Origin of the sequence: Arcobacter sp. L (assembly GCF_000284235.1) — a bacterium.
In the GTDB taxonomy this organism is placed as follows: Bacteria; Campylobacterota; Campylobacteria; order Campylobacterales; family Arcobacteraceae; genus Aliarcobacter; species Aliarcobacter defluvii.
The window spans coordinates 2,147,432-2,159,074 of record NC_017192.1 but is presented as its reverse complement, the minus strand read 5'-3'; the positions used below and the strand labels follow the sequence as shown (position 1 = coordinate 2,159,074).

The 11,643-nt window shown below is 24.8% G+C and carries 11 protein-coding genes; 5 read left to right on the top strand and 6 right to left on the bottom strand.

Annotated elements, in window-relative coordinates; all coding sequences use genetic code 11:
• Positions 1–13 precede the first annotated feature (13 nt).
• The 4 genes from ABLL_RS10695 to ABLL_RS10680 all read right to left on the bottom strand — a co-directional run bounded on the left by ABLL_RS10695 (position 14) and on the right by ABLL_RS10680 (position 3,611).
• Positions 14–772 (bottom strand): ABC transporter ATP-binding protein, encoded by a 759-nt coding sequence (locus tag ABLL_RS10695; protein WP_014474820.1) that lies wholly within the window; start codon positions 770–772, stop codon positions 14–16.
• Positions 772–1,767 (bottom strand): iron ABC transporter permease, encoded by a 996-nt coding sequence (locus ABLL_RS10690; protein ID WP_014474819.1) that lies wholly within the window; start codon positions 1,765–1,767, stop codon positions 772–774. Before ABLL_RS10690 ends, ABLL_RS10695 begins: the two co-directional genes overlap by 1 nt.
• Positions 1,768–1,990: 223 nt before the next feature.
• A complete protein-coding gene (locus ABLL_RS10685; protein ID WP_014474818.1) occupies positions 1,991–3,022 on the bottom strand; it encodes an ABC transporter substrate-binding protein in 1,032 nt (343 codons plus the stop codon).
• A complete protein-coding gene (locus tag ABLL_RS10680) occupies positions 3,012–3,611 on the bottom strand; it encodes a globin (RefSeq protein WP_014474817.1) in 600 nt (199 codons plus the stop codon). The genes ABLL_RS10685 and ABLL_RS10680 overlap by 11 nt, the downstream gene beginning before the upstream one ends.
• 144 nt (positions 3,612–3,755) lie before the next feature.
• On the opposite strand from ABLL_RS10680, the gene msrA reads away from it, so the two are divergent.
• Positions 3,756–4,238, top strand: coding sequence for a peptide-methionine (S)-S-oxide reductase MsrA (gene msrA, locus ABLL_RS10675; protein WP_014474816.1), 483 nt, complete (start codon positions 3,756–3,758; stop codon positions 4,236–4,238).
• Here the strand turns inward: msrA and ABLL_RS10670 are convergent.
• Positions 4,235–4,573, bottom strand: coding sequence for a hypothetical protein (locus ABLL_RS10670; RefSeq protein WP_014474815.1), 339 nt, complete (start codon positions 4,571–4,573; stop codon positions 4,235–4,237). The genes msrA and ABLL_RS10670 overlap by 4 nt on opposite strands.
• A 152-nt stretch (positions 4,574–4,725) precedes the next feature.
• Between ABLL_RS10670 and ABLL_RS10665 the strand changes: the two genes are divergently transcribed.
• The gene (locus ABLL_RS10665) at positions 4,726–5,040 is read left to right on the top strand and encodes an MTH1187 family thiamine-binding protein (protein WP_014474814.1); all 315 of its coding nucleotides are present in this window, start codon (positions 4,726–4,728) and stop codon (positions 5,038–5,040) included.
• Between the two features lies 1 nt (position 5,041).
• On the opposite strand, the gene ABLL_RS10660 is transcribed toward ABLL_RS10665, so the two are convergent.
• On the bottom strand, positions 5,042–5,614 hold the full coding sequence (locus ABLL_RS10660) for a ribonuclease HII (RefSeq protein WP_014474813.1): 573 nt from the start codon (positions 5,612–5,614) through the stop codon (positions 5,042–5,044).
• A gap of 178 nt (positions 5,615–5,792) precedes the next feature.
• Here ABLL_RS10660 and ABLL_RS10655 point away from each other — a divergent pair, with 178 nt between their 5' ends.
• The 3 genes from ABLL_RS10655 to ABLL_RS10645 all read left to right on the top strand — a co-directional run bounded on the left by ABLL_RS10655 (position 5,793) and on the right by ABLL_RS10645 (position 11,600).
• Entirely contained in the window at positions 5,793–6,812 is a 1,020-nt protein-coding gene (locus tag ABLL_RS10655; protein WP_014474812.1) for an ABC transporter substrate-binding protein, read from the top strand.
• On the top strand, positions 6,809–8,959 hold the full coding sequence (locus tag ABLL_RS14770; RefSeq protein ID WP_014474811.1) for an ATP-binding protein: 2,151 nt from the start codon (positions 6,809–6,811) through the stop codon (positions 8,957–8,959). Before ABLL_RS10655 ends, ABLL_RS14770 begins: the two co-directional genes overlap by 4 nt.
• A gap of 61 nt (positions 8,960–9,020) precedes the next feature.
• Positions 9,021–11,600 carry an ATP-dependent Clp protease ATP-binding subunit gene (locus ABLL_RS10645; RefSeq protein ID WP_014474810.1) on the top strand — a complete coding sequence of 860 codons (2,580 nt, stop codon included), beginning with the start codon at positions 9,021–9,023 and terminating at the stop codon, positions 11,598–11,600.
• The last annotated feature ends 43 nt before the right edge of the window (positions 11,601–11,643 follow it).

The window sequence follows — 11,643 nt, the reverse complement described above, 5'->3', positions numbered from 1 at the left end:
TAATTAAAAAAATTTATATTGCCATACAAATTTTTCTATCATGCAAATGTTCAATTTTTGATTTTAAATTGTAAACTTTTTCAATATTTTCTTCATTGATAATATCTATTGGTTTACCTTTTTCTAAAATTTTTCCTTCATTTAAAAATATTGCTTCATTTGAAGCAAAAAAAACATGGTCTGGATGGTGACTTGTTTTTATAAAAGTTAAATCTTTTTTAGATAACTCTTTTATTTTATTTAGTAGTTTATATTGATTTCCAAAATCTAAACCATTAACAGGCTCGTCCATAATAAATATATCTGCTTGTTGAGCGATAGCTCTTGCTATTAAAATCAACTGTTTTTGCCCACCACTTAAAGTTGTATATATTTCATCTTTTAAGTTGGCAATCCCCATTATTTCCAAAGCTTCTAAAGCAATCTTTTTATCTTTTTTATTAAAATTAGAAAAGAGTGATTTATAAGGCATTCTTCCCATTAAAACTACATCTTTTACTAAGTAGCCAAATGCACCATTGTGAATTTGAGGAATGTAAGCAACTTTTTGGCAAAATTCTTTTATTTTTATTTCTCTTATTGGTCTATTTTCAAAATAAACTTCTCCAGAATTTGGTTTTAAAAAACCTAATAAGATTTTTAATAAAGTTGTTTTCCCACAACCATTTGGCCCTAAAATTGAGATAATATCACTAGAATTAATCTCAAAATCAACTCCTTTTAGAATCTCTTTTTTACCATAAGAAAATTTTAAATTCTCAACTTTAAACATTAAGCCCATCCTTTTTTTACATTTTTTAAAGCATATGCAAAAAATGGAATACCAATAAGCGAAGTTAAAATTCCTATAGGAATTTCCACACTAAATAAAGTTCTTGAAATATTATCAATGATTAGAAGATAAATTCCACCAAGTAGGGCACTAATTGGTACAATAATCATATTATTTGAACCAAATAATAATCTTGCAATATGAGGAATTACAAGTCCAACCCAACCAATCATTCCAGCAAGTACAACAGTAAATGCACTTATAAATGTTGCAATTAAAATAATGACAAAACGAATAAGTTTTACATTTATTCCTAAACTTCTTGCTTCTTCATCACCAAGACTTAAAATATTTAGATATTTTGATAAAAATATCATTAAAAAAATCCCAAGTAATATAGGAATAGTTACTATATAAATAGTATGTTTATCAATTAAAGCTAAACTTCCCATAAGCCAATAAACTATCGCAGGAAGTTGGTCATAAGGGTCAGCCATATATTTTGTAATTGATAAAAGTGAGCTAAAAAAAGCAGAACTTACTACTCCACCTAAAATCAGTAAAATTATTTGATTTTGTTTATTAAACATTGAAATAAACAAAGCAATAAAAACTGCTAAAATTCCAAAAATGAAAGAAGAAGCTTGAATGAAAAGAAAATCTTTAAAAAAAATCATTCCTAAAGCTGCTCCAAAAGAAGCTCCTGATAATACTCCTAAAATACCAGGAGATACCAAAGGATTTCTAAACATTGATTGAAATGCAACTCCTGAAATTGCTAAAGATGCACCTATTAAAATAGCACCAACTATTCTTGGAAATCGTATTTCTACAATTATGTTTTGTATCAATTGGGAATTTGGTATATTTTCAAATCCCAATTTGTACAATAAAAATTGAACAATTTGTTTTATTGATAAATCATATTGTCCTAAAGTTAGTGAAAATAATGAAAGTATAATAAGAATTATAAATAATACTATAATAGCTTTCATCGTAAGTATTCACCAAAATATTTATTATATTTAAAATTAAATAACAATCTTTTTCCCCCTGATTCTGTTTTTTTAATCTATTTAAGATTTATTATAAAAAGCTATAAAAAATCTTTTCATTTTCAAACTAGATACATTTTTCGCTATTTATACTAATATACAACGAAAAAAAAGTCAATTAAAACAACATAAAACCTGTATAAAAAATATCATTTTCTAAATTTTATAAAGCACCTTTTGAAATATTTTCTAAAGTTTTTTCATCTAAATCAAAATTAAAGAAAAGTTTATAAAACTTTTTAATTTCTTCTTTTATATCTTTTTTATAATAATCTTTATACATAATAGAACTTAACCAGTGAATACCTAGTAATCTCATAAAAGAGGGTGGTCTATCAATCCAATTAAATGGAACTCTTGGTACTAAATATACTTTTTTTTGTTTTACTGCATCTAGCATTTGCCAGTTGGTATCTGTAAAAATTTGTTTATAAAATTGGGGAGATTGAACAATAATATATTCTGGATTTGCTTTTAAAATAGTTTCAAAACTTAAATTTTCCATTCCAACAATATTTTTTTGTACACATTCAAAAATATTTTTTGCTTTAATAAATCTAAATTGTGTTGTATGAAAAGAATCTTGACAATCACTTTGTAAACCATTATGTCCTTGAGCATAATAAAAGCTTACTTCTTTGTCTTTTGAAATATTTTTTGTCATTTCTTCAATATAATTTAAAGTCTCTTCTGCATAACTTGCTAACTCTTCACCTCTTTTTTGATTATCAAGTAATTCTCCTAAAAATCTAAAAGTTTGGGGTGTTTTAGGTAAATTATCTGCATCAATCATAACAATTGGAATATCAATTTTTCCAAGGCTATTTTCGACTTTTTGGAATAAAAAGTTATTTTGCCAAGCCAAAATAATTTGAGTATTTAAACTTAAAAGTTTTTCTAAATTTGCACCTTTTTGATTTCCATGCCAACCACCAATAACAGGAAGATTCATAAAATATTTTCCTAAATATTTTTCATCTGCAATATTGTTTTCATTAATTGCTGGAAAATTTAATCCAACTAATAAATTTGGATTATATAATGCAACTAAAAATGTTGTAGGCGGTGCTGAACCAAATATTCTTTCTATTTTATTTGGAACTTCAACTTTTGTATTACTCATATCTACAATAGTTTTTGAATACAAAGAGATATTAAATATTATAAATAATAGAAATAAAAATTTAGTTTTCATCTTTCTCTCCTTTTTCAAATTCATGAGCAATATCTTTATAAGGGTATCTTTTAGGTGCTTCCATCATAGTTCTTCGATTTATCATTCTTAAAGATAAAGATTCAATCCATTCCCAAAATTCTTTAATATATGCTTTTGGAAAATTCACTTCTTTTAATGTTTTTTTATAAAACATTAACCATATATCTCTTGCTTGTTCATCTATAGAAAATGGAAAATGTCTTGATCGAAGATGAGGATGTCCATATTGTGAAGTATATCTTTCTGGTGCTCCTAAAGCTTCCATGAAAAATTCTGCTGTTCTATTTGTTACAATTTCAAACATTTCATCATTTTGAGAAAAAAGATGACCAATAGAACTTTTTTTTAATAGATTATGATGATGAAAAACCATTTTTTTTATATTTTCTTCTCCAAACTCTTTAAAAATTGTTTTTGGAGGAAATGGTACTTCTGGATAGATAAAATCAATCATGATAGGTTTTACACCATCAGCATTAAATTTTTGTGTAGGATCACAGTTACTAAAACTTTTTATATCTGTGATTGTTTCGTGTTTTAAATTAATGAATACATTATTTGGTTCCATTTTATTCCTTTACTTATTATATTGATGTGAAAAATGTAAATAGTAAGTAAATGAATTACGTAGTATATTTAAATAAATAACGCAAGTCAATAGAATAAACTAAAAAAAGTTTTGTTAGAATAAAATATAAAAATAGGAGTTAATATGATAAATAAAGCATATTTCGCAGCAGGTTGTTTTTGGGGAGTAGAGTATCATTTTGAAAAATTAAAGGGTGTAATTAGTGCAATTTCTGGTTATATGGGTGGAAGTATTCCTAATCCAACTTATGAAATAGTTTGTAGTGGTTTTTCAGGACATTTAGAAGCAGTAGAAATAACTTATGATGAAACAATTGTAAGTTTTGAGGAATTAGCTAAGTTGTTTTTTGAAATACATGATTTTACTCAAACTAATGGACAAGGTCCAGATATTGGAAGTCAATATTTATCAGCAATTTTTTATTTAGATGAGAAACAAAAAGATATTAGTGAAAATTTAATTTGTGAACTAGAAAATAAAGGGTTTAAAGTAGCTACTTCTGTTTATCCTTATACAACTTTTTATGAAGCAGAAGAATATCATCAAAATTACTATGAAAGACATCAAAAGATGCCTTATTGTCATAGTTATAAAAAAATATTTTAGATAGTTCCTAAAATATAGTATATAGGTTTATTATCTAATCTTTGAAGTTTTACATTGTATTTATTAGCCCAATGTGAAACTTCATCATGAAACTCTTGTAAAATCTCTTCAGAGTCATTTTCATCACATTTAATTTTTAAATAATTTGTTTTATTTGATAATCCAACATAAGCGTTCATTTTTTTTAAATGATCATTTAATGTTAAAATATGTTTTGCAAACTTGTCAAAATTTGTTGTAGATTCAATCATTTTTTCAGCTTGTTTCAATGAAGCTTCACTTTTTGAATAACCTAATTGAGATAATATAACTTCTTCAGATACGTCTAACTGCATTTCAATCCTTATTTTTTTAATTATAATATATGTTATCAAAATTATTTTTAATTATGATTAAAAAATAGATAATAAAAAATTATTATTTGTTTATTTATTAAGCTTTTTATCTTTTTTATGTAAGATAAAATAAAAAATCAAAGGTAATTAAAATGAGTATTTTAATGGAAATGAGTATGTTCCCTACAGATAAAAGTGAAAGTAAAAGTAAAGAAGTTGCTGAAGTAATAAGAATAGTAAGAGATAGTGGAGCAAATTATCAGTTAACAGCTATGGCAACTATTATTGAAACAAATACTTTAAAAGAGGCTTTAGAATTAGTAGAAAAATGTTATTCAAAATTGGAAGAATTAGGTTGTAATAGAGTATATGCGACACTTAAATTTGATATTAGAAAAGGTCATGAAAATAGACTTAAAACAAAAATAGAATCAGTTGAAAAACATATAGGAGAAGTTTCAAAATAGTCTAAAATAGACTTTTTTGAATACCTATTTCAACTTCACCTAAAGCTTTTAGTTTAAAACTGATTCTATGAATATCGCTTTTTCCAAATTTTTTAATTGCTTCAATATGAGCTTTTGTTCCATAACCTTTATGTTTATGAAAATCATAATTTGGATAGAGTGATGAAATATCATCCATAAATCTATCTCGGCTTACTTTTGCTAAAATTGAAGCTGCACTTACTTCTTTTATTGTTGCATCAGCTTTTATTTTGTGTTGTAAAGTTGTAATTCCAAAAGAAGTATTTCCATCCATTAAAAATTCATTGCTAAATTCTTTTAATTTTTCCATAATTTCAAGAATTGAATTTTTTAAACAATAACTAATTCCTTTTTCATCAATCATTTTAGCATCACTAAAGACTATATGATATTTTGATTTTTCAATTATTTCTTCAAAAAGTTTTTCTCTTTTTTTTTCAGTTAAAACTTTTGAATCATTTAATCCTTCAATATTTTCAAGAAGTATTGCTCCTGCAACTACTAAAGGACCTGCAATTGGTCCGCGTCCTGCTTCATCAATGCCACATAACATATTAAAAATCCTTATTAAATTTGATTTATTATAACATTCTATAAGAAAAAACTATATAATGTTTTTTAATATTATATTATCTGGAAATAAGATGAAAAAAAGTTATTTTCTAATCATATTTACTTTATTCCTTTTTATAATAACGATATCATATAGTTATTTTTATAAAAAAGAAGATGTGATAAAAATTGGATTTGTAGGAGCTCTAACTGCAAAATATTCTGTTTTAGGAAATGCAATGATGAATGGAATTATTTTAGCTTTTGAAGAAGAAAATTACAAAATAAATGGAAAAGAAATAGAACTTATTTTTAAAGATGATAAAAAAGATATAGAAGTAAATAAAAAAATCGTAAATGATTTTATAAATCAAGGAATAAAAATAGTCATAGGAAATGTAACAAGTAGTATGACAAAAATTTCAATGTCAATAATCAATGAACATAAAGATATGTTTATGATTTCAGCAGCTTCAGCAAGTAATGAATTTTCAGGAATTGATGACCAGTTTTTTAGAGTTCATGTAGCAAATAATGAACAAAGATTTTCAAGTTTTGCAACATATATAAAAGATTCAGGTTTTAAAAAAATTTATGGAATTTATGATCCTGAAAATGTAACATATACAAAAGATTATTTAGAAAATTTTGAAAAAAGTTTTTTACTTCATGGAGGAAAGAAGTTTATACAGTATTCAAAGATAGGAAATTTAGATTTTTTATTAAAAGATATAAAAGAAAAAAATCCAGATTTATTACTTATTTGTGCAAATTCAGTAGATGCAGCAAGAGTAGTACAATATTTAAGAATAAATGGAATTTTTACTCAAATTGCTTCATCTGAATGGGCAATGACTTCTACATTTATAGAAAATAGTGGTAAATATAGTGAAGGAATAATTTTTAATATCGATTATGATGAAAACTCAAAAAAAGATGAGTTCGTAAAATTTGTTAATAATTTTGAGAATAAATATAAAACTTTTCCTTCGATGTACGCGGTTAAGGGATATGAATTAGCCAAAATAATTATTGAACTTCTAAAAATGGGAAATGAAACAGAACTTAAAAAAAATATTTTATTAAAAAAAGAGTTTAATGGACTTCAAAATACTATAACTTTTGATGAATTTGGTGATGTTGTAAGAGAATTTAATACTTATAAAATAATTGATGGAAAGTTTGAAAAAATAAAATGAAAAAAGAGATAAGCTTAAAAAAGCATATTCAAAATATTTTAATATCTTTTTCTATTTTTATAACTATTGCTATTAGTTTACTTTCAATAATAAATTTTTATTTTTCAAAACTTACGATAATAGAACATAATCAAAAACAAATTTTATTTCAAATTGAATCAGAAGTAAAAAAATTTTTAACTCAAATTTATAATATATCATTGTATATAAAAAACAATTATAAAGATAATAACAGTCTTTTAAAAAATATAGTTGAAACAAATACAAATATTTCAAGTATTTTAGTTTTAGATGATAGTGGTGTAATTAAAGATTTTTATGCAACAACGAATTTAAATATTTATAAAGGATTTGATTATTCAAAACAGAACTACTTTCTTGGCTTGAAAAAAGGAAAAAGTGATTATTGGTCTAATGTTTTTTTATCAACAGTTGATGAAGAACCAGCAATTTCTTATAGTTTTAAATTTGATAATAAAGTTGTTGTATTGATGATAAGATTAAAAGAAATTTCTGAATTTATTTCAAGATTTAAAAATCAAAATGATACTCATATGGTAAAAATATTTGATGAAAACGGAATTTTAGTTTTAAATCCGAATAACCCAGATTTAGTGTTACAAAGATTTAATGAGAAAACAAAAGAAGTATTTACAAAATTAATAGATAAATTGCCATCATATTATTTTACAATATTTAATAGTAGTCTTAATAATGAAAATTTATATGGAACATATACAACTATAGAAAAAACAGATTGGAAAATAGTTGTAAGTGAGAGTTATGATTTGATATTGAAGTCTTTATCTGGCATTGTTTTGGTAATGTTTTTGAGTATGTTGATATTCATTTTATTAGCAATTAGTTTATCATTAAAAATTTCAAAAAGAATTTTTAACTCTTTTGATGAATTACAAAAAACTACAACAAATATTTCAAATGGAAATTATGATATTCATATCAAAGATTCATATTACAATGAATTTAATTTATTATTAAATAGTTTTAATAAAATGAAAATAGAGATTGATAAAAGAGAAGAGTCTTTGGAAGCTTCGTTAGATAGTTTTAAATCTTTATTTAATTCAACTATGGAAATTATGATAATTCATGATAAAGGAATTTGTGTAGATGCAAATAATGTGGCAATTAAATTTTTACAATTAAATAATAAAGATGAATTATTAGGTAAAAATCTTTTAGAGTTTGTTGATGAAAATTATAAAGAATTATTAATAAAAAATTATGAAAAAAATACTTTACCATATGAATTTGAAATAGTTATAAATAATCAAAAATTTACTTGTCTAGGACAAGGAAAATTTTTAAAATTAAATGGTAGAGTTGTTAAACTATCAACTTTGATAGATATTACAGAGTTAAAAGATAAAGACAAATTACTTTCTCAACAATCAAAAATGGCTGCAATGGGTGAAATGATAGAAAATATTGCTCATCAATGGCGACAACCTTTAAGTTTGATAAGCACTTGTGCAAGTGGAATCAAATTTGAAAAAGAGTTCAATAAAACTATTAGTGATGAAAGATTGGTGGAATCTTTGAATTTAATAGTTGATAATACACAGTATCTTTCTAAAACGATAGATGATTTTAGAAATTTTTTTAAAGCTGATAAAAATATTGAAAATTATTGTGTAAATAAAAGTATTAATAAAGTATTAAACCTTTTGAAATCGAGTATTGAAAATCATAATATAAAAATTGAAACAAAAAATATTGAAAATTTAATAATAAATGGTTATCCAAATGAATTTTTACAAGTAATAATAAATATTTTAAATAATTCAAAAGATGCTTTATTAAATCAAGATAAAAATAAAAGATTTATTGATATAAATACTTATATAAAAAATAAAAAATGTTTTGTAGAAATATCTGATAATGGTGGTGGACTAGAAGATGAAGTGATATCAAAAGTTTTTGAACCTTATTTTACTACAAAACATAAATCTCAAGGAACTGGAATAGGATTATATATGTCTCATCAAATTATTGTTGAGCATATGAAAGGAGGAATAGATATTAAGAATATGGATTTTATAAAGAATGATGAAGTATATAAAGGTTGTATGGTTATCTTAGAAATTCCAATAAATGAAAAATATAATTTGGATTTTCATATATAACTTGACAAAGAAAGACTAAAGTTGTATAATTTTATTAGCAGTTAAACTTAAGGAGTGCTAAATGAGTAATAATATTTTTGAAAAAATGACGAATCAAATGCAAGAAACGATAGATTCAAGTGTTGCACTTGCATTACATAATAAAAATCAAGAAGTAGAAGTTGTTCATCTACTTTGGGCTTTATTGACAAACACAAATTCTGTATTAAATCAATTATTAAATAAAATGAATGTTAATAAAGCAGCAATTGAACTTGAAGCGAAATCAAATGCGCAAAAACTTCCAAGTGTAAGCAGTGTAACAAAAGAGAATATAAAATTATCTAGAAATTTACTTTCAAGTTTACAAAAAGCAGAAGGTCAAATGGCAAGTAATGGTGATAAATTTATAGCTATTGATACTTGGCTTATATCAAATTTTGATTTACCAATAATGAAAGAGATTTTAGGAAAATATATAGATTTAAGAGAAGCAAAAAAAGAACTTGAAGCAATGCGTGCTGGAAAAACAATTGAAAGTAATAGTGCTGATGATAATTTAGAAGCTTTAAATAAATATGGAATAGATTTAAATAAAAAAGCTATTGATGGTGAACTTGATCCTGTAATTGGAAGAGACGAACAAATCAATAGAATGATGCAAATTTTAATAAGAAAAACAAAAAATAATCCGATTTTGTTAGGAGAACCTGGAACTGGTAAAACAGCGATTGCTGAAGGATTAGCTCAAAGGATTGTAAATAAAGATGTTCCAACAAGTTTACTAAATAAAAGAGTTGTAAGTCTTGATATGAGTGCACTAATTGCTGGTGCTAAATATAGAGGAGAGTTTGAAGATAGATTAAAATCAGTTGTTGATGAAGTAAAAAAAGCTGGAAATATAATTTTATTTATTGATGAAATTCATACAATCATTGGTGCAGGTGCTAGTGAAGGAAGTATGGATGCAGCAAATATTTTAAAACCTAGTCTTGCTCGTGGTGAATTACATACTATAGGTGCAACAACACTAAAAGAGTATAGAAAATATTTTGAAAAAGATGCAGCAATGCAAAGAAGGTTCCAACCAGTTAAAGTTGATGAACCAACAGTAAATGAAGCTTTACAAATTTTAAGAGGTATAAAAGAAAAACTTGAAACTCATCATAATGTAACTATAAATGATAGTGCATTAGTTGCAGCGGCAAAACTTTCAAATAGATATATTACAGATAGATTTTTACCAGATAAAGCAATAGATTTAATTGATGAAGCAGCAGCTGAACTTAAAATGCAAATAGAGAGTGAACCAACAGCACTATCTCATATAAAAAGAGAGATTCAAACATTAAATGTTGAAAAAGAAGCTCTTAAAATGGAAAAAAATAAAAAGAATGAAGAAAGAATTGAACAAATTGAAAAAGAGTTAGCTAATAAAAATGAAGAAAAACAAAGTTTAGAAGCACAATTTGAAAATGAAAAACAAACTTTTAATGCAACAAGTGAATTAAAAACAAAAATAGAAGAGCTAAAAACAAAAGCAAATATCGCAAAACGTGAATCAAAATTTGATGAAGCAGCAAGAATAGAATATGGAGAAATACCTGCACTTGAAGCAAAAATTAAAGAAAATGCTGAAAAATGGGACAGAATGCAAAAAGAAGGAACACTTCTTAGAAATTCAGTTGATGAAGAAGCAATAGCAAGTATTGTTTCAAGATGGACTGGAATTCCTGTAAATAAAATGATGGATAGTGAAAAACAAAAAGTTTTAAAAGTTGAAGAAGTTTTAAAACAAGATGTTATTGGACAAGATGAAGCAATAAAAGCAATAAGTCGAGCAATTAAAAGAAACAAAGCAGGATTAAGTGAAACTTCAAGACCAATAGGAAGTTTTTTATTTCTTGGACCAACAGGAGTTGGTAAAACTGAAAGTGCAAAAACTTTAGCTAAGTTTTTATTTGATGACCCAAAATCACTTATTAGATTTGATATGAGTGAATATATGGAAAAACATGCAGTTTCAAGACTTGTTGGAGCAGCACCTGGATATGTTGGATATGAAGAAGGTGGTCAATTAACAGAAGCAGTAAGAAGAAAACCTTATAGTGTTATTTTATTTGATGAGGTAGAAAAAGCACATCCTGATGTATTTAATATTTTATTGCAAGTATTAGATGATGGAAGATTAACTGATAATAAAGGTGTTACAGTTGATTTTAAAAATACAATTATTATTTTAACTTCAAATATAGGAAGTGCAAGAATAATTGAGATTAGTGATAAAGAAGAAAGAAGAAAAGCAGTTTTAGATGAGTTAAAATCTCATTTTAGACCTGAATTTTTAAATAGACTTGATGATATTGTTATTTTTGAACAATTAAATCTAAGTGCTATTACAAATATTGTTGATATCTTATTTAATAATATTAAGAAAAAAGTTGAAGAAAAAGATATAAAAATTTCTTTAACACAAAATGCAAAAGAGTATATTGCAAAAATTGGATTTGACCCAGTATATGGAGCAAGACCATTAAAACGAGCTATTTATGAGATTGTTGAAGATAAACTTGCTGATTTAATTTTAGAAGATAAAATAGGAGAAGGAAGTAGTGTTGAGTTTGATGTGAAAGATGATGAAGTTTTAGTAAACATTGCCTAAAGAATATTTAAGTAAAACTTAACTATAATCCACAACTTATTTA

Excerpts from the sequence above, each read along its gene's own strand:
- ABLL_RS10695 (WP_014474820.1), bottom strand. The coding sequence starts at position 772 with ATGTTTAAAGTTGAGAATTTAAAATTTTCTTATGGTAAAAAAGAGATT.
- ABLL_RS10690 (WP_014474819.1), bottom strand. The coding sequence starts at position 1,767 with ATGAAAGCTATTATAGTATTATTTATAATTCTTATTATACTTTCATTA.
- ABLL_RS10685 (WP_014474818.1), bottom strand. The coding sequence starts at position 3,022 with ATGAAAACTAAATTTTTATTTCTATTATTTATAATATTTAATATCTCT.
- ABLL_RS10680 (WP_014474817.1), bottom strand. The coding sequence starts at position 3,611 with ATGGAACCAAATAATGTATTCATTAATTTAAAACACGAAACAATCACA.
- msrA (WP_014474816.1), top strand. The coding sequence starts at position 3,756 with ATGATAAATAAAGCATATTTCGCAGCAGGTTGTTTTTGGGGAGTAGAG.
- ABLL_RS10670 (WP_014474815.1), bottom strand. The coding sequence starts at position 4,573 with ATGCAGTTAGACGTATCTGAAGAAGTTATATTATCTCAATTAGGTTAT.
- ABLL_RS10665 (WP_014474814.1), top strand. The coding sequence starts at position 4,726 with ATGAGTATTTTAATGGAAATGAGTATGTTCCCTACAGATAAAAGTGAA.
- ABLL_RS10660 (WP_014474813.1), bottom strand. The coding sequence starts at position 5,614 with ATGTTATGTGGCATTGATGAAGCAGGACGCGGACCAATTGCAGGTCCT.
- ABLL_RS14770 (WP_014474811.1), top strand. The coding sequence starts at position 6,809 with ATGAAAAAAGAGATAAGCTTAAAAAAGCATATTCAAAATATTTTAATA.
- ABLL_RS10645 (WP_014474810.1), top strand. The coding sequence starts at position 9,021 with ATGAGTAATAATATTTTTGAAAAAATGACGAATCAAATGCAAGAAACG.